Source organism: Liquorilactobacillus mali (assembly GCF_001437155.1).
GTDB lineage: Bacteria > Bacillota > Bacilli > Lactobacillales > Lactobacillaceae > Liquorilactobacillus > Liquorilactobacillus mali_A.
In genome coordinates, this window is sequence record NZ_JQAR01000025.1 from 16,023 (window position 1) to 34,453 (window position 18,431).

The 18,431-nt window shown below is 36.8% G+C and carries 15 protein-coding genes, 1 tRNA gene and 1 rRNA gene; 6 read left to right on the forward strand and 11 right to left on the reverse strand.

The window, feature by feature from the left end; all coding sequences use genetic code 11:
- Nucleotides 1–402: 402 nt before the first annotated feature.
- Both IV36_RS09465 and argH read left to right on the forward strand, forming a co-directional pair.
- Nucleotides 403–1,638, forward strand: a complete 1,236-nt coding sequence (locus IV36_RS09465) for an argininosuccinate synthase (protein ID WP_056992007.1) — start codon at nucleotides 403–405, stop codon at nucleotides 1,636–1,638.
- Between the two features lie 2 nt (nucleotides 1,639–1,640).
- Complete coding sequence (argH, locus tag IV36_RS09470) at nucleotides 1,641–3,029, forward strand: argininosuccinate lyase (protein ID WP_056992009.1); 1,389 nt, start codon at nucleotides 1,641–1,643, stop codon at nucleotides 3,027–3,029.
- A 348-nt stretch (nucleotides 3,030–3,377) separates the two neighbouring features.
- Here argH and ispE read toward each other — a convergent pair whose 3' ends face one another.
- The 8 genes from ispE to IV36_RS09510 all read right to left on the reverse strand — a co-directional run bounded on the left by ispE (nucleotide 3,378) and on the right by IV36_RS09510 (nucleotide 11,365).
- A complete protein-coding gene (ispE, locus tag IV36_RS09475; RefSeq protein ID WP_056992011.1) occupies nucleotides 3,378–4,238 on the reverse strand; it encodes a 4-(cytidine 5'-diphospho)-2-C-methyl-D-erythritol kinase in 861 nt (286 codons plus the stop codon).
- Nucleotides 4,239–4,369: 131 nt separating this feature from the next.
- A complete protein-coding gene (locus IV36_RS09480; RefSeq protein ID WP_003687218.1) occupies nucleotides 4,370–4,612 on the reverse strand; it encodes a Veg family protein in 243 nt (80 codons plus the stop codon).
- Nucleotides 4,613–4,706: 94 nt separating this feature from the next.
- Nucleotides 4,707–5,603, reverse strand: coding sequence for a 16S rRNA (adenine(1518)-N(6)/adenine(1519)-N(6))-dimethyltransferase RsmA (rsmA, locus tag IV36_RS09485; protein ID WP_056992014.1), 897 nt, complete (start codon nucleotides 5,601–5,603; stop codon nucleotides 4,707–4,709).
- Nucleotides 5,593–6,156 (reverse strand): ribonuclease M5, encoded by a 564-nt coding sequence (gene rnmV, locus IV36_RS09490; RefSeq protein WP_056992016.1) that lies wholly within the window; start codon nucleotides 6,154–6,156, stop codon nucleotides 5,593–5,595. The genes rsmA and rnmV overlap by 11 nt, the downstream gene beginning before the upstream one ends.
- Complete coding sequence (locus IV36_RS09495) at nucleotides 6,153–6,920, reverse strand: TatD family hydrolase (protein WP_056992018.1); 768 nt, start codon at nucleotides 6,918–6,920, stop codon at nucleotides 6,153–6,155. The genes rnmV and IV36_RS09495 overlap by 4 nt, the downstream gene beginning before the upstream one ends.
- 68 nt (nucleotides 6,921–6,988) lie before the next feature.
- Nucleotides 6,989–9,028: a methionine--tRNA ligase gene (metG, locus tag IV36_RS09500; RefSeq protein WP_056992020.1), complete on the reverse strand. Its 2,040-nt coding sequence runs from the start codon at nucleotides 9,026–9,028 to the stop codon at nucleotides 6,989–6,991.
- A 119-nt stretch (nucleotides 9,029–9,147) separates the two neighbouring features.
- Nucleotides 9,148–10,101: a hypothetical protein gene (locus IV36_RS09505; protein ID WP_056992022.1), complete on the reverse strand. Its 954-nt coding sequence runs from the start codon at nucleotides 10,099–10,101 to the stop codon at nucleotides 9,148–9,150.
- Nucleotides 10,094–11,365 carry a hydroxymethylglutaryl-CoA reductase, degradative gene (locus tag IV36_RS09510; protein WP_056992024.1) on the reverse strand — a complete coding sequence of 424 codons (1,272 nt, stop codon included), beginning with the start codon at nucleotides 11,363–11,365 and terminating at the stop codon, nucleotides 10,094–10,096. The genes IV36_RS09505 and IV36_RS09510 overlap by 8 nt, the downstream gene beginning before the upstream one ends.
- Before the next feature lie 96 nt (nucleotides 11,366–11,461).
- Here IV36_RS09510 and IV36_RS09515 point away from each other — a divergent pair, with 96 nt between their 5' ends.
- Entirely contained in the window at nucleotides 11,462–12,217 is a 756-nt protein-coding gene (locus IV36_RS09515) for a hypothetical protein (protein ID WP_056992025.1), read from the forward strand.
- A 317-nt stretch (nucleotides 12,218–12,534) separates the two neighbouring features.
- Here IV36_RS09515 and IV36_RS09520 read toward each other — a convergent pair whose 3' ends face one another.
- Complete coding sequence (locus tag IV36_RS09520; protein WP_056992027.1) at nucleotides 12,535–13,476, reverse strand: Ppx/GppA phosphatase family protein; 942 nt, start codon at nucleotides 13,474–13,476, stop codon at nucleotides 12,535–12,537.
- A 37-nt stretch (nucleotides 13,477–13,513) separates the two neighbouring features.
- Entirely contained in the window at nucleotides 13,514–14,530 is a 1,017-nt protein-coding gene (gene trpS, locus IV36_RS09525) for a tryptophan--tRNA ligase (protein ID WP_156648660.1), read from the reverse strand.
- Between the two features lie 323 nt (nucleotides 14,531–14,853).
- Here trpS and helD point away from each other — a divergent pair, with 323 nt between their 5' ends.
- From helD to IV36_RS09540, 3 genes are all read left to right on the forward strand, one after another.
- On the forward strand, nucleotides 14,854–17,124 hold the full coding sequence (helD, locus tag IV36_RS09530) for an RNA polymerase recycling motor HelD (RefSeq protein WP_056992030.1): 2,271 nt from the start codon (nucleotides 14,854–14,856) through the stop codon (nucleotides 17,122–17,124).
- Between the two features lie 152 nt (nucleotides 17,125–17,276).
- A tRNA-Thr gene (locus IV36_RS09535) sits at nucleotides 17,277–17,349 on the forward strand.
- 206 nt (nucleotides 17,350–17,555) lie between these two features.
- A complete protein-coding gene (locus IV36_RS09540; RefSeq protein WP_056992032.1) occupies nucleotides 17,556–18,146 on the forward strand; it encodes a sigma-70 family RNA polymerase sigma factor in 591 nt (196 codons plus the stop codon).
- A gap of 179 nt (nucleotides 18,147–18,325) precedes the next feature.
- Here the strand turns inward: IV36_RS09540 and rrf are convergent.
- Nucleotides 18,326–18,431, reverse strand: a 5S ribosomal RNA gene (gene rrf / locus IV36_RS09545); the annotation flags it as partial.

Below are 18,431 nucleotides of genomic sequence, written 5' to 3' on the forward strand. Positions count from 1 at the left end.
GTGCATAACACTTTACCTACGTGTCTGCACCTGATTCCTTAATCAGTTACAAACACTCGTGAAAAAAATAAAAGTAATAAAAATTATTCAATTGTGCGAGTCTATTAGAATTAACCATAATTAAAATCCCCTTAAAATTGAATAAGTAAAATATATCTTACTAATCAATAGCTGTCAACCGTTTTTACATTATTTTCACATATAATTTCAATTTATATTTTCGAATTTTAATTCTGTTGTTGAAAAAAAGCTTGTCCTATTATGAATATATTCGTTTTTAAAAGCATATATATTCATAATAAGGCTTTTTTTAGGTTTTTTTGTAAATATTATTGCATTTTAAGTATATTGATGTTAAGGTTTAGTCAATCAAAGATAATCAACATTTAGGAGGATTAGAAAATGGATAAAGAAAAAGTTGTTTTAGCATATTCAGGCGGTCTTGATACTTCCGTTGCAATTGCTTGGTTGAAGAACAAAGGCTACGATGTTATTGCCTGCTGTATTGATGTTGGTGAAGGCAAGGATTTAGTCAAAATCAAACAAAAAGGATTTGAAGTCGGTGCAGTTGAATCAATCACAATCGATGCAAAAGAAGAATTTGCACAAGAATATGCATTGATTGCTCTCCAGGGCCATACTTATTACGAAAACAAGTATCCGTTAATATCTGCACTTTCTCGTCCTCTGATTGTTAAAAAACTAGTATCAGTCGCTAAAGAATATGGAGCAACTGCAATTGCTCACGGCTGTACAGGAAAAGGTAATGACCAAGTACGTTTTGAAGTTGGAATCCACGCACTTGCACCTGAAATGAAAATCGAAGATCCAATTAGAGAATGGCATTGGTCTCGTGAAGAAGAGATTCAATACGCTGAAGATAACAATATTCCCGTTCCTATTAATAAGAAAAGTCCATATTCAATTGATGAAAATTTATGGGGTAGAGCAAATGAATGTGGTATTTTGGAAGATCCTTGGGCTAGTGCACCGGAAGATGCTTATGACCGGACAGTCGCTATAGAGGATGCTCCAGATACAGCAACTACAATTGAAATTACATTTGAAAATGGTGTCCCTACGCACTTAGATGGTAAATTCTATCCTCTCTCAGAATTAATTATGAATCTCGACAAGATTGCTGGAGCACATGGAATTGGAAGAATCGATCATATTGAGAATCGTTTGGTGGGTATCAAATCACGTGAAGTTTATGAATGCCCAGCCGCAACAGTTTTGATGAAAGCTCATAAAGACTTAGAGGACTTGACTTCAGAACGTGATCTTGCTCATTTCAAACCAGTTATTGAGCAAAAGCTGAGTGAAATTATCTACAATGGTTTGTGGTTTTCTCCAATTATGCCCGCTCTAACTGCTTTCTTAAAAGAATCACAAAAAAATGTTTCAGGTACCGTTCGTGTTAAATTATTCAAAGGAAATGCAATTTGCATGGGACGTAAATCACCAAATTCCCTTTACGATAAAAACCTTGCAACATACACTTCAGCTGATGAATTTGACCAAGAAGCAGCAGCAGGTTTCATTAAATTATGGGGACTACCATCTCAGGTATATGCTCAAGTACAGCAAAAAGATAAGAAAACCGAAACAATGTCAATTCCCAGTGAGGTCAAGTAATTATGGCAAACGGTAAACTTTGGGGTGGACGCTTTTCAAATCAAAGTGCTGCTTGGATAGATGAGTTCGGGGCTTCAATCGGCTTTGATCAAGAAATGGCACATGAAGACCTTGAAGGCTCTATCGCACATGCACAGATGCTCAAAAAAACAGGTATCATCCCTGCAGAAGATGCCGCTAAAATAATAGCTGGATTGCAAGATATTCAGGAAGACTTGCATAATAATCAGCTTGAATTCAAGACATCGCTAGAAGATATTCATATGAACATCGAGACCATTTTAACAGCCAAAATTGGTTCCGTTGCGGGTAAATTGCATACCGCCAGAAGTCGTAATGATCAGGTTGCTACTGACTTACATCTTTATCTGAAGAACCGCCTTCCAGAGGTTATTGCAGTCATTCATGACTTACAGGTAGTTTTGGTGAAAAAAGCAGCAGTAAATGTTGAAACGATTATCCCAGGATACACACATCTTCAGCATGCACAGCCCATCTCTTATGCTCATTACTTACTAGCTTACTATGAGATGTTGCAGCGCGATATTGAGCGTTTTAATTTCAATATTAAACACACTGATATTAATCCACTTGGAGCAGCTGCGCTAGCCGGTACTACTTTTCCAATTGATCGCGCATATACAACTGAGCTTTTGGGTTTTGAAACACTTTATTCGAATTCGCTTGATGCTGTTTCTGATAGAGATTTTGTCTTAGAATTTCTAAGCAATGCTTCAATTCTAATGATGCACCTATCGCGTTTTTGTGAGGAAATTATTCTCTGGTGCAGTTATGAATTTGGGTACCTAGAGTTGGACGATAGCTACTCCACAGGAAGTTCTATTATGCCTCAAAAAAAGAATCCAGATATGGCGGAACTTATTCGTGGAAAAAGTGGTCGTGTCTTTGGTCATCTCCAATCGCTTTTGACAACAATGAAGGGTATTCCTCTTGCTTATAACAAGGATATGCAGGAAGACAAAGAAGGCGTTTTTGATACTGTCAAAACACTTATTCCAAGTCTTAAAATCTTCACTGGAATGGTTGAAACCCTAAAGATTAACCAAGATAAGATGTTGCATGCAACCGAAAGAGACTTTTCAAATGCTACAGAATTTGCAGATTATCTTGCAAGCAAGGGAATGCCTTTCCGCCAAGCACATGGCATTGTGGGGGGATTGGTCTTAGAAGGAATTCAATCATATAGAACTTTGCAGGAGATTCCATTCTCAAAACTCAAACAGATTTCTCCTCTGATTGAAGAAGATATTTACGATAAATTAACTTCAAAACAAGCAGTTTCTCGGAGAAATTCATTTGGAGGAACAGGCTTTGAACAAGTAAAAAAACAAGTTGAACTTGCTGCAAAGAAACTTAACATCAACCTTTAGAGATGTTATCATCTGCAAAGAAAGAGACTAGGTCAAAATTTGACCTAGTCTCTTTCTTAATCTCGAACAATTATTGTGCTCCACAATTCAAAATTTTCAGTCTAAGTTGAACTATTTGCATCAGGATATATAGTTGAGACCTTAATTACCTGCACCAATACACAAGTTTTACTAACTTATGTTATATTGAATTTCTGGACACACGTTCTTGCTAAATATTTAAATTTCTAAAATAACTATGTATAATCAAGGGAATATGCTAACAAAAAACTTTAGCGCATATTACCACTTATTGTGCGCTCCTTCTAACCCATAAGTTATCCTTCTCATGCGCAAGACAATCGCTTATTAGTCTAAGTTACACGGACGAACAAGGTAAACCTCATCACAGAATCCTTTGAGGCTGTTATAAACATGCTGCGCCCGCGACATTTTTGAGCACAAACCAAAAACGGTTGGGCCACTACCCGTCATTTGAGCTGCTTGTGCACCAAAGGAAATCATCTTGTCTTTTATCTTTGCAACTTCAGGAAGTTCCGCAATAGTTAAGTCTTCCAAAGTATTCCCCATTGCTTTGAAAAGCCTCATGGGATCCCTTTTTTTAATTGATTCAACAACTTCATCGACATTTTGATGAGAAAGTTCAGAGTATGATATTTTTTTCAAAATTGTAGGTGTTGAAACACTGGCGCGTGGCTTTGCGATAACAATCCACATTGATGTTAATTCCCCCAGTGGAGTTATTATTTCCCCTTTGCCAGTCACCAATGCAGTTTCACTGAACACACAAAATGGCACATCAGAATCAATTGTTAACCCGATTTTTGCCATTTCCGTTCGTGTTAAGTTCAGCTTCCACATCTTATTTAAACCTCGCAAAACAGCCGCCGCATCCGCGGAGCCTCCTCCCATCCCGGCCGCAACTGGAATATTTTTCTTTATCTTGATTCGTACTCCTTGATGACCTGCAAACAATTGCTGCATCTTCTTGGCAGCTTGGTATGCCAAATTTCGCTGATCCTGCGGTAAGAATCCCGCATCCGTTTCCACCTGTATGCCTGTTATATCGCTAGCAGATTCAATCTTGACATAATCGGCTAAATCTATTGCAGTCATGACCATCCGCCACTCTGGACTGCCATCAAGATTACGAAATGGAGTATCTAAAGATAAATTAATCTTGGCTGGTGCCTTTTCAATTATCTCCATCTTGTCACCTACCCAAATGTTTTAATCTCATTATACTTAAAAATATTGCATCTTGAAAAGACTTTTTGTATAAAAAAAAGCCTTGCAATAATCCACAGGCTTGATTCTTAAATCCAATCTTAAGTTATATATTAAACTCCTTCACTAAAATCAAGCTCAATATTTTTTGTGAGGACGTCCGTATAACTATAAGAAACTCTTTCAAAAGCATTCTCTTCTTGGTTCAGGTCGACTACAAAAACTGCTGGGTAGGTCTCACGTAATATTCCATGTCGCCTTACTGTCTTTTTTCTACCAGTTTGTGCGACAACAGTTAAATTCTCTCCGATACAACTATCAAGCTTACTTTTGATTGTAGCTAGTGTTAATGGCATTGTCTTCACCTCTCCTGTGAAACATATTGTATCATAGTTTCACAAGAATTGCAATTATACCACAACGCATATAATAATTTCAACAATAAAAACATTATTTTTCAATGATTTTGGCTTCAGATAATTTGTTTGCAAGTGAAATAAATTCATCAATACTGAGTCTTTCTGCTCTGATTTGCGGCGAGATTTGCAAATCGGCTAAGACTTGTTTTATCTTTTCTCTTACCTCGGAATCTTTCCCGTAAATTCCTTGTAGATTATTCCATAAACTCTTACGCCTGTGTGCAAAGCAACCTTTGACAAGTGAAAAAAACTGTTCTTCTGAATAAGGCTCTAGATGCTTTTCCTGCAATGGTGTGAGGACAACAATCGCAGAATCAACATTAGGTTGGGGAATAAAAACTGTCCTTGGAACTATAAACGCCGTCTTGCATTCCATTTGATACTGAACCCTAGTTGTCAGTGCCCCATAATCCTTGGTACCAGGCTGTGCACTTAACCGATTAGCTACTTCTTTTTGCATCATTACCACAATTGCTGAAAAAGCTATTTTTGTATCTAGCAAGTGCATGATGATTGGGCTAGTAATATAATATGGTAAATTGGCAACAACTTTGATAGGATGTTTCCCATCAAAATTATTCTTAATTAATTCTTCCAAGTCAGCTTTCAAGATATCTTGCAAGACAACCGTTACATTATCATATTGCCCCAATGTCTCACCCAGCACTGGTATTAATTGTTCATCAATTTCAATTGCCAACACCTGATGTGCTACCTTAGCTATCTGCTCAGTCAATGCTCCTATGCCAGGACCCACTTCAATCACATCATCGTTTTCTGAAACATCTCCTGCCGCAACGATTTTGTGCAGAATATTGATATCTGTCAGAAAATTCTGACCTAAACTTTTTTTGAAGTTGAGGCCATATGTTTCCATAATTGCACGAGTACGCACTGGCGAAGCAATCTCTGGATTTTCATTCTTCATTTTGTCCATTCTCCATTTCATCTAATGCGCTCTTAAGTTGTTCTGGTGTAATTTGAAACAAATTAAGCCTGTTATATAGCTGCTTGCCATTTGTATATCCGATTTTCAAAGTCTCACCCAATAAGGCTCTTTTCTTTTTGGCAGTCGGACCAGCTAATAAGCCAAGATCTCGCAAATCTTCTCTAGTAATTAAGGGTTCAGAGTCGGGAACTTCTGTATACAAATTAGATAAAGCTTCCTTGATTGCCTCGACAGATGCGTGCTCTACGCCTAGGCTCCCCTTTGCACTAGGTGCTGCATCTTTCTTGTTCAAAAAAGCATGCTTAACTCCAGGAACTTCACGTGTAATAATATTACGGATCTTCTCGCCAGAAAAATCAGGATCAGTAAAAACAATCACACCTCTAGTCTCTTGCAGTTTCGCGATTTGTTCAACCGTTTCATCGCTAATTGCAGAGCCACGTGTCTCAAGCGTATCTGCATTGACAGCCAGCTTGATTCGTTTTGTATCATCTTTGCCTTCAACAACTAGAACTTCTTTTATTTTCTTCATTTTATACCTAAAATCTCCATTGTATTTTGATATGTTTGTTTTGCCAGAGTAGCTGTCTCAATTCCTCTTAACCGTGCCAAATATTCGAGCGTATATCTTGTATATCCTGGTTCATTTTGCTTTCCCCTGAAAGGAACAGGTGCCAAATAAGGTGCATCAGTTTCCACCAGAATTCTATTCAACGGTGTTGCCATGAAGGCTTCACGTACCTCTGCTGCATTTTTAAATGTACTAACACCACTATACGAGAGATTCATCCCCAAGTCTAAAAACTTTTTCGCCCAAGCTGCATCACCGTTAAAACTATGCATGATTCCACCAATTGAGCCGACATCCTCGTCCTTCAGAATTCGATAAACATCATCAAAAGCATCCCGATTATGAATCGTAACTGGAACATTCATCTCATGCGCTAAGCGCAGCTGAGCTCGAAATACATCTTGTTGCAGTTTATGCTCAACGGTACAGTGATAATCAAGGCCAATTTCTCCAAGTACATTCAGCCTTTCTACACCGAGATCTTCCTTAATTTGTTTTACATATCCTTCATCAAACTTTTCTGCATCTTCTGGATGACATCCGACAGCACCATATATCTGTGGATAAGTACTGATCAATTTCTTTAATTTTTCTGTGCTATTTTTATCGTACCCAACGACTAACATTGCCGTAACATCTAAAGCCGCTGCTCTTTCAATAACATCTGGAATATCATTGTCAAACTGTGGTGCATTTATGTGTGTATGTGAATCAAATATTTCCATACTTTCTCCTTTACCAACAAAAAGAAGTCAATCCCACAAAAATCGTGAAAAAGACTTCACTTGTGCCTCTAACTAATTAATGAACCATTGGGAATTGCTTCAGAAATCGTTAAAAGCTCAACTTTATCACCGTATTCAGCAGATAACAACATTCCTTGACTCAATTCTCCACGCATCTTACGTGGTTGCAAGTTAGCAACAATTATAACTTTTTTTCCAACTAACTCTTCTGGCCTTGGATACCACTTAGCTATTCCAGAAAGAATCTGTCTAGGTGCTTTGTCTCCTGCATCAAGGCTAAACTTAAGCAATTTGTCTGCACCCTCTACGTGCGAAACTGCTAAAATCTCAGCAGACTTGAGCTCGACTTTATCAAATTTATCAAATCGGATCTCCTTCTTTGTTAAATTCAATTCAGTCTCTTCTGCAGAATTATTATTAGCTTCTTGTTTTTGATTTGCAGCTTCTGCCATTGCTTTTCTGCCTTTTGCCTTTTCATTCTTGGTCATTTTGGATTGAATAAAGGTCACTTCTTTTTCAACATCCAAACGTGGAAAAATTGGAGTTGCTTTTTCGACAACTTTGGTATTACTTGGCAAATCAGTATAAGAAATATCCTTGATTCCCATATTATTGTGTGTAAGGCCTAGTTGTGCAAAAATTTCTTTTGGAGCATGTGTTAAAACTGGCTGCAGCAAAATGGCAATTACTCTCAAGCTAGCTGCTAGATGAGCCAACACACTGTCCAATTCGTCCTTACGTGCTTGGTCCTTTGCTAACACCCATGGTTCTGTCTCGTCAATATATTTATTAGTACGACTAACAAGCGTCCACACCTCTGCCAACGCATTTGAGAAGTGAACCTCATCCATTTCCTTTTGATAATTTGTAATCGCTTGTGCTGCAACATTCTCCAAGTCTTCATCAAAAGAAGTAACATTGGATTTCAATTCAGGTATCGTCCCATCATTGTATTTATTAATCATTGCAACGGTTCTATTCAACAAGTTCCCCAGATCATTGGCTAAATCAAAGTTGATTTTATTTACAAAATCTTCTGGCGTAAAGATTCCATCATTACCAAATGGTACAGCACGCATCAAGTAGTAGCGCAATGCATCTAAACCATAACGTTCAACTAACATTTCCGGGTAAACAACATTTCCCTTTGACTTAGACATTTTGCCATCTTTCATTAATAACCAGCCATGTCCAATTACATGTTTTGGCAATGGTAAATCGAGTGCCATCAAAATGATTGGCCAATAAATCGTATGGAAACGCACGATTTCCTTACCAACCATATGTATATCAGCCGGCCAAAACTTGTTAAATAACTCTTGATTGTCAGTCCCATAACCAAGTGCAGTGATATAGTTGCAGAGCGCATCAATCCAGACATAAACGACATGTTTTGGATCACTAGGAACTTTTACTCCCCAGTTAAATGTTGTTCGTGTAATTGCTAAGTCTTCTAAGCCCGGCTTAATAAAGTTATTCAACATTTCATTTTTTCGAGAAACCGGAATAATAAAGTCCGGATGTTCGTCGTAATACTTAACCAGACGATCAGCATATTTACTCATCTTGAAGAAGTAGCATGCCTCTCTGACAAGCTCAACTTCGTGTCCAGATGGTGCCTTACCTCCAATGACATTACCCTTTTCATCACGATAAACTTCTGCCAGCTGGGATTCGGTAAAGTATTCCTCATCAGAAACTGAATACCAACCAACATACTCGCCTAAATAAATATCACCTTTTTCCAACAATTTCATAAAGATTTTTTGAATTGCTAATTCATGGTAATCATCGGTTGTTCTGATAAATTTATCATTTGAAATTTCGAGCAGCTTCCAAAGCTTTTTAATTTGTGCAGCCATCTTATCAACATATGCTTTTGGTGTGACTCCAAGTTCTTCAGCCTTTTGCTCAATTTTAAGTCCGTGTTCATCTGTCCCCGTTAAGAAGAATACATCGTAATCTTGTAACCTCTTGTACCGTGCCATCACATCACATGCAATTGTTGTATAAGAATTACCAATATGCAACTTTCCTGATGGATAGTAGATCGGTGTTGTAATATAAAAACTTTCCCTTGTGCCCATTAATTCAAGTCCTTTCGTACGGTCTTGCAGTATTTATGACCCATTTTCCTTATTTAAATTAATTGTTAATTATTGCAAGTATATCATATTTTATGATATCAAATTTAAAAAATTACAAATTAGCGTTTTAGATATGGTATTTCAAACTTATCAAAAAAATCTGCAACTCTCATCCCATATAAATCCTTGAAAAACTTATCTGAATTTACTTTTGGGGCAGTAATTACAAATGAATTTTGTTCGTTGTATATACCCAGACCAATATATGCTGGCTTGTCTTGATACACATCATTCATTTGTGAATTTTTAATGTTGAAGACTTGTCGAACCTCTAATTTTAACTGACGCTCACTAACTACAGGTGTCAGGGTAACAAATTCACGCAGATTCATTCCCATCAGTCCCAACTCATCTAGGCATTCATCAAATTGAGTAAATACACGAATTACTGCACGATGAATTCCCTGCACTCCAGCTAAATCTTTTTTGGTTGCAGCCTCGAATAATTGTCTAGCAGCATGATAAGCACGCGGATAGTTTTCCTCAAAAACAACTGCAACTTTCTGAACTTCTTTCCCAAAAAAGACAAGTGCATCAAATAACTGCACTATTCTTAAAACCATCACGTTATCTACTTCAGTCTCTGGCTCTGGTTTAAGTGTTTCCGTTATACCCTTCAAGTACAAATCTTGAATTTTTTCGGAGAAGAGTCCCATTTGTCGCTGCATATCGTATATTTCAAAGTGTAAGATCGTATTATATAATTCAAAACCCGTTGCAAGAAAGTTATTATCCAAGTTCTGATTTTTAGTAGTCAGGTTAAAAATAATCTCTGGCACATTGTTAATTCTTACAAGTAAATGCAGCAACTCGTGAGTAAGAGTGTAATCAGGGCAAGTAGTGTCATTTACTTCAATTACCAAGTCTCCACCGCTCAAGTATTGTTGAGCTTGATCATGTCTGATAAATCCAGCTTTTTCATCTTTATAGATAACTTTAATCTCGTTTGGGAATCCAATTCTAGCCTTTTTTAACAAATCCTTTGTCTGTTCATTCAAGCTGACTTCAGTCATTTTTATCCTTCTTTCGATAATCTCTCAATATTTTTTTTGCGCTGTCTGCGTCGCGCTTACCCGCTTGCAGCATTCTATCAACTATCGCATCTTCTTCTGTTGCATCAGCACCTGCCGCTATAACCAGTGATTTAAGCTGCAGCCTCATGTGTCCCTTTTGAATTCCTTCTGACACTAATGCTAATAAGGCTGCCAGATTTTGTGCTAATCCTACTGATGCGATAATACTTTCAAGTTCCCGTGCGCTTGTAATTTTCATCAATTTCTGATTAACACTGACTAAAGGTACAATGCTAATTGAGCCTCCTACAAAGCCCACAGGCAGTGGCAATTCTAATTCTCCAATCAAGTAGCCACCACTCAACTTCCATGTGCTTAATCCCTTGTATTGACCATTTCTGGCCGCATATGCATGTGCACCACTCTCAATAGCACGCCAATCATTGCCGCTTGCCATTACAACTGCATCAATCCCATTCATAATTCCTTTATTATGCGTCGCGGCCCTGTAAGTATCTAATTGTGCTACACGACCTGCTTGGGCAATTTTTTTTGCAATAATTTCACCTGAAATCCCATTTTTGGATAATAGTTCAAATGGAATTTTGCAGGTTGCTCTTGCAAGACACTCAGTTGCGTAATTCGACAAAATCGACATTAGCACTTGTTGGTTTAACGTCTCTTCAAGTTCCTTGGCAACAGCTTCTAACATTGTATTGATCATGTTAGCCCCCATTGCTTCTTGCACATCAATTGCAATATCAATTGCCACTAAATCTTTTGCAAGTATTCGTGTTTTCAACCAGCGTGCTCCACCACCACGTCTTTTAAGTGAAGGATGGGCTCGATCAGCTACTGACAAGAGATTCTTCGTTAATCCCTTAATCTCCATGATCAATTTTTTTGAATCTTCAATGTTCTCTAAAATAATCTGTCCAATCATTAGTCTTTCACTGGTGCTCGCTACAAAGCCACCCGCCTTAGCTACAATAGACGCTCCATGACTACTGGCGGCAATTACTGACGGCTCCTCTGTAACCATCGGAACTAGATAGTCTTTATTGTTTACTAGATAATGAAATGCAATTCCTTCAGGATAGCTATAATCAGTTATATAGTTTTCTATCATTGTGTCACCTAGAAATCTATTTTGAGCAGAATTTTTCAAAATCTGTATCTGATCTTTTGTCAGTTTCTCATTCTGACTGATAAGATTTATTCGTTCTTTCCATGGCTTTTGATAAAATTTCCCATAATTTTGCATTCCTTATCTTCCTTTATCCTAATATTTTGCACAAAACTTGTTCTTTCATTATATAATAATATCTATCAACACCACAAAGGGGTAACGTTTTTTATTATGAATAAAAAAACTTCTATTTTCAGAATTATCATTGGCTTATTTATCTGCTTATTTTTTCTGTTTTTTTTAATTGTTCACTTCCATGCCGTTAAGAATAGTACCCAAGAAAAATTGACAGTTGCTGTCGTTAAGGATTCCACTGAAAATAAAAAAATATTGACATTTAACAAAAAAATTGGCGTTGCCATTGGGAAAAAACTTAAGAAAAAGGTTATTTTAAAAACTGTAACTGCCACAACTGCAATGCAAAACAAACAAAAATATTCTGTAATCATTGGACTACATAAAAAGTCAATGAACAAACAGGAAATCAAACATTCACTTGTGTATCTCTACGTTCCCAATGAATTAGTATCACTTAAGGACAAAGGACTATCAAATCTATCAGCAACAACCAAAAAAATATCGATTGTCAAAAATATTGATTATCCTCAAAGTCTTGCCCTTTCAGGTATCAAACTCCATTTTGAACGTGAATCTTCCGCTGCTGATGCAATCAATTCGGTCATGACAAAAAGAACCAGAGCAGCAATTGTGAGCGCACTAGATTATACTGCATTGACATCCAAAAATATCGATTACTTAGAAAATCTTAAGACCAATCAGGCAACTCCTCCAGTTTCATCTCAAGCCTACTATCTCTATATTAATAAAGATGCCAGTACTAAAAAAGCTTTTACTTCATTTCAAGGGTCACAGGAACTTGCAAGACTATCTTTTAATATTCTAGGACAAGACTACACAAAGCAATAGCAATTGCTGTTATATAGATATCATGAATATATTCCAATAAGCACAATTCAATTAATATAATAGTAAAATATAGGGGCAGGTTCAAAATTAAATTTTGAACTGCCCCTATATTATTCTGTATAAATATGTTTCATAAGTAAAGATTTTTCGTCTAATTTCGAATTACTCACAGCAAGTTTCGCGTTAGTACTCAAATTTACAGCTTACACCGCACTTTCTCTGCCGCATTAATTTTAACTACATTTATCGTGCAATGAAGATTATTGTGTGAATGCTATTTCAATTCAACTTTTCAATCCTAAATTTTTTCAACAAAGTCATATTTTCTTTTTATCAACCATCTCATACAGAAGGCCTTCGCGCACGCCGCTCTCAGAAAAAACTATTTTTTTACTGTCCAAGCGCTTAAGCAACACCTCAAGTGGCGTCATTCCACCAAGAATTATATCAGAACGAGCTTCTTCCATTCCCCTGATGTTCAAACGTTCCTTCGTAGAATATTCCAATAGATTGGCATAAATCCTCTTAAAATCAGCAACATCTAATTCAAAGCCATGAATGTTATCCAAATCTGCGAAACCTTCCTTAGCTCTTTTAATTCGGGCAACAGTCCTATTGCATCCTCCTAATAAAACTAATGGTAAGCCCTTTGCCTCATTCAACCATGATAAACCATCAAACAGTTTGCTACTAAAGCTCTTGAATGCTTTCAAACTTTCTTCGGGCAAAGCACCATTTTGACAGAATTGTTCGCTTAAACTTACAGCGCCGTAAGGTAAGCTAATAGAATGCATCAATTGCCGTTTTTTTACAATGGCAAGCTCCACACTTCCACCGCCCATATCTACAATCATGAAGTCTTTGATAGGCAGCGTTGAGATAACACCTAAATAATCATAGTAAGCCTCATCATTTCCAGATAAAACATGTATCCGCGAGCCAGTCAAAGCCAAGATCTCATCAATAAATTCTTGACTATTAGTTGCCTCACGAACCGCAGCTGTTGCAATTGACAAAACCTGATAGTCAGGATAGGTCTGATAGACACGCTTAAAATACTTGATTGCTTGAATAGTTCTCTTGATAGCTCCTGGGGATAATCTTTTTTGTTCTTCATTACCCATTCCCTCAGCAAGTCGTGTCGTTTCTTTCAATCTCTTTACTTCAGCAAATCTATGTCCATTATCAATTTTTTCCATCCTATTAATCGATAGCCGAACTGAATTAGAGCCAAAATCAAGAACTACCAAATTCTTCAAACAAATCCCCTCCAGCTTTATTCATCACTTGTCAAAACTACTTGAAATAGTTAACACCGATTGCAGCCCTAACTTCACTTAGAGTCTGTCCTGCTACCGCATTGGCACGAGCACTACCTTCTTTTAAGATATCATATACGGAAGGAATGTCTTTGGCAAATTCTGCACGTCTTTCTCTTATTGGTTTCAATTTTGCCTCAAGAACATCATTTAAATATCTTTTTATTTTGACATCCCCTAGTCCACCAGCTTGATATTCTTGTTTTAATTGTGCAACTTTTTCTTTATCCTCATCAAAAACATCTAGATATGTGAATACCATATTACCTTCAATCTTACCTGGGTCCTCTATATGGACATGATCAGGATCCGTATACATTGACATAACTTTCTTCCTTAAAGTGTCTGCATCATCTGAGAGATAAATACAGTTATTCAATGATTTACTCATCTTCGCGTTACCATCCAATCCAGGTAATCTGCCAGCGCCCTTTTCAGGGAAAACTCCTTCTGGTTCAACTAGGATTTCTTGACCATAAATCGTATTAAAACTTCTGACAATTTCACGGGCCTGTTCAATCATTGGTTCCTGATCATCGCCCACTGGTACAAGATTAGCTTTAAAAGCCGTAATATCTGCAGCCTGGCTCACTGGATAAACAAAGAAGCCCGCTGGGATAGAACGCTCAAAATTTTTCTGCTGAATTTCTGCTTTCACTGTAGGGTTGCGTTCCAAACGAGAGACTGTCACTAAGTTGAGGTAATATGTTGTCAGTTCAGACAAGGCAGGAATTTGTGATTGTACAAAAATAGTTGATTTTGCAGGGTCAATCCCAACAGCTAAGTAATCAAGGGCTACCTCGATTAATGACTTACGAATTTTTTCTGGATCACGTGCATTATCTGTGAGTGCTTGCTGGTCAGCAATCATGATGAATGTATTATAATCGCCTGTATTTTGTAGCTTAACACGACTTTTCAAGGATCCAATATAATGTCCAATATGAAGCTTTCCTGTTGGTCGGTCTCCTGTTAAAATTGTCTTCTTCATTATCAATTACCCCTTTCAAAATAAAAAATCCCATCGCTAAAAATAGCAATAGGACGTAACTAAGCGCGGTGCCACCTATCTTGCAGTATAAACTGCCTCTCATTACAACATATATTTCATTAATTTACATTCTCCCAGTCCAATTCGTTTGACATTGCATCTCTCAACCGTTCAATGCATCTCTGTTAGAGTCAAACTACTACCTGATCATCGAATAAGATTATTTTACCGCAAAGCCTTTATTAAAGTCAAAAGCTTCTTACGTTGTTGTCTTGCCTTGTTTGTGATAACATTATTCTCTACTAAAGAATAAAAGGGAGATTCTATTGGGTAAAGAAAGAAATTTCGAACAAAAAAGAGTTGATACAGTTGTTGGTAAGATAGAGGAATCACTCTTGAAAACTCAGCATGAATATAATAAAGCACGCACTGAGCGCTCATCTGTTGAGAAAAACTATGTCCAGAATGCTAAAATCAATACATTTGAAGTTGATGATCAAATGGAAACCAACGCTGAAGTTCAGCAGCAGAAACAATTAATCGCAAAAAATGTAGAAACTGAAAAGATTTTAAGCAGGCAGATTCATCTTCTATCCGATTTGAAGGACTCTCCTTATTTTGGACGGATAGACATCCATGAAAAAGGGGAAACCTCTCCCGAAACGCTCTATATTGGGACATCCTCCTTCAATGATGACATGGGGAACTTCTTGATCTATGATTGGCGTGCACCCATTTCAAGTATTTACTATAATGGGACACTTGGAACCGTCAGCTACACTACGCCCATGGGAGAACAAGAAGCACAACTATTGAAGAAAAGACAGTTTAGAATTCAAGCTGGAAAAATTACTAATATGTTTGACACCAATGAGACAGTTGGTGATGAACTTTTACAGGAAATGCTTGGTGAACAAAGCGATGAATATATGAAAAACATCGTAGCTACCATTCAGAAGGAACAAAATGACATAATTCGTGATACCACACATGATCTGTTAATTGTCCAAGGTGTTGCTGGCAGTGGAAAAACTTCGGCAATTTTGCAACGCATCGCATTCCTTTTATATCACAGCCGCTCTGATTTAAGCGCAGAACAAATTGTCTTGTTCTCACCCAATCTGTTATTCAGTCATTATATTTCAGAAGTCCTTCCTAGTTTAGGTGAACGAAATATGCGCCAAGTAACTCTTGCCGAATTTTTTGCTCAACGCTTTGAGGGTTTAAAAGTTGAAACCCTTTTTGATAGCTTCGAGAAAAAAAGTTCGTCTTCTGTTAACACTGAAATAACGATCAAAGAAAATGCTGATTTTATGCGTAAAATCAAAGAATATGTAACAAAATTAGACAGTTCTCACATCTTCTTTAACGACTTGATTCTCGTTGACCAAGTTATTTTCTCAAGTTCTGAAATCAGAGCACTATATTCCAAGCTTCCCGCAGCACAGCCACATCACATGCGGTACTTTGAGCTTAAAAATATTCTTATTAAAGAATTAAAAAAGAAAATAAAAAAAGAGTTAAATGCCCAATGGGTACTCAAAAAGATAGATAGCTTAACGGAAGAAGAATATCATTCACTTCTGGGCAATTATCAACGGGGCCGTTTTGAAGACGTTGAGGCTGAGATAAACTACCTTAGCAACAAAATTGTCAGTGCTAAATTTGAACCAATCTATGAAGCAATCTACAATAATTATTTCATAGATGTATATCACCAATATAGTGAATTTTTGAAAGAAGTATTATCAGATGATGTTGCAAGATTCAATAATGAACTAGAGTACCACCGTATCCGACTGGAAGATTGTGCTCCAATTTTATATCTGCGTGATCAAATAACTGGCGAGGGACAAAATCATTCAATTCAGCATCTTTTTATAGATGAGATGCAGGATTATTCACTTGCGCAGATGTACTATTTACACACAGCCTTTCCAAATGCACACCTTACCCTCTTAGGTGACAGTGAACAAGCTTTATATCATGAGATTCAACCACCTCAGGAATTAATGAAGAATCTCAAACAAACAATCAACCCTAAAAGAGCTAGGATGATCGAGTTAAACAAAAGCTATCGTTCGACTTTTGAAATTACCTCGTTCATGAAGGCATTATTGCCTGATGGTGACAAAATTCAGGCTTTCACCCGCTCCGGCTCATTACCAAAATTAGTACTGACCGATGAATCAAATACTATTTCAAAACTCTTGATAGAGGCGAAACTACTGCTCAAAAAGAACGAAACGGTAGCTATAATTACGAAGGATATCGCAACATGTCAAGTATTATTAAAATCCTTCAAGGCTAAGGATGCACCAACACTCATTACAAATAATGATCGCTCACTGCCAAAAGGGCTTGTCCTTTTACCTATTTACCTTGCAAAAGGGCTTGAATTTGATGCAGTAATTGCTTTTGAGGTTTCCCAGAATAATTTTGCAGATGATTCTTCCCGTGGGGTTCTATACACAATCTGCTCGAGGGCAATGCATGATCTAGTTTTAATTAGTGTTAAGGGGGTCTCAAATCTTATAACGACTATTCCTAGTGGACTCTTCACCATCGAACAAGACATTACATTTAAACAAAAGTAATTTTTTATTATTGTTAGTTCAACTAAAAATCAAGTATTGACCTTTTAATAGTATTATTATACTGCCTTTTCAAGCATATAGTTATATCTATCACGCTTAAGGTCTTGCATTTAATAATGCGATATAATATACTATTTTAGTCAGTATTTGTTGCCACTTTAGCTCAGTAGGTAGAGCACCACCATGGTAAGGTGGGGGTCACCGGTTCAAATCCGGTAAGTGGCTTGCATGTGTTATATCATATCGTGAATAAAGGACTGCAAAGAATTTAATTTTATTTTTCTGTGGTCCTTTTTATTTATGTTTAATTTGTATATGTAACTTTTTATCAAATTTATTTGCTGTTTTGAGAAGAACTTCTCTTTTTATTATCTCCACGCCTGATATTATTAAACAATAAATATATCAAGCAGAATGGTGGCGTTAATAGCATGGCAAATTCTTTAGATAATAAAAGTATAACTGAACAAATTTTAAGTATTAGGAACACTAATAATAATGAAGATTTTCAAAAATTATTTTTACAATACCGTCCACTTGTTTTAAGCTCAATTAATCGCTATCATTTTAGATTTTATGAAATAGATGATCTGTTGCAGGAGTCAAGAATTGTTTGTTATCAAGCAGTTCTAGCATATAATATCGACGGAAAAATTACATTTGGCAAATTTTTCCAGCAAAGTTTGCTTAACTGTTTTTGCAGTATTTTGCGTAAAGAAAGTGCGACAAAACGTCAGGCAGATAGATTTGCTGAATCTTTTGAAAATATTTTAGAAACACAAGGTGAGTACTATTCAAAATCTGCAATTTCCAATATTTCACCTGAAAATACAGTTATCATTAATGAGGCCGTTAATAGTCTGCCCTACTTGCTTTCAGATTTTGAATATCATGTTTTTTCATTACTTTATTTTAAACATCAGTCTCCAGAAGCAATTGCCATTTTGCTTAAAGAACCTCAAAATAAGGTTAATCGAGCTGTTAATCGTTGCAAAAATAAGTTAGCGGAAGAACTTTTTTGATTCTTTGTTTTATGTATCATTTTTTTATAAAAAGAGCAGTAGAATTAAGTACTAACTGGAAGCGCACCATGTTCCTTACAGTTGTGTTATTCAAAATTCTTGCTTATAAAACTAGCTTATTTATGGAGACAAAAAAGGATTAGATTAAAAGTTATCTTTCAATCTAATCCTTTTCATTTGCACGGCAACGACCTATCCTCGCAGGGGGCGATCCCCCAACTACTATCAGCGCTAAGAAGCTTAACTTCTGTGTTCGACATGGGAACAGGTGTATCCTTCTTGCCA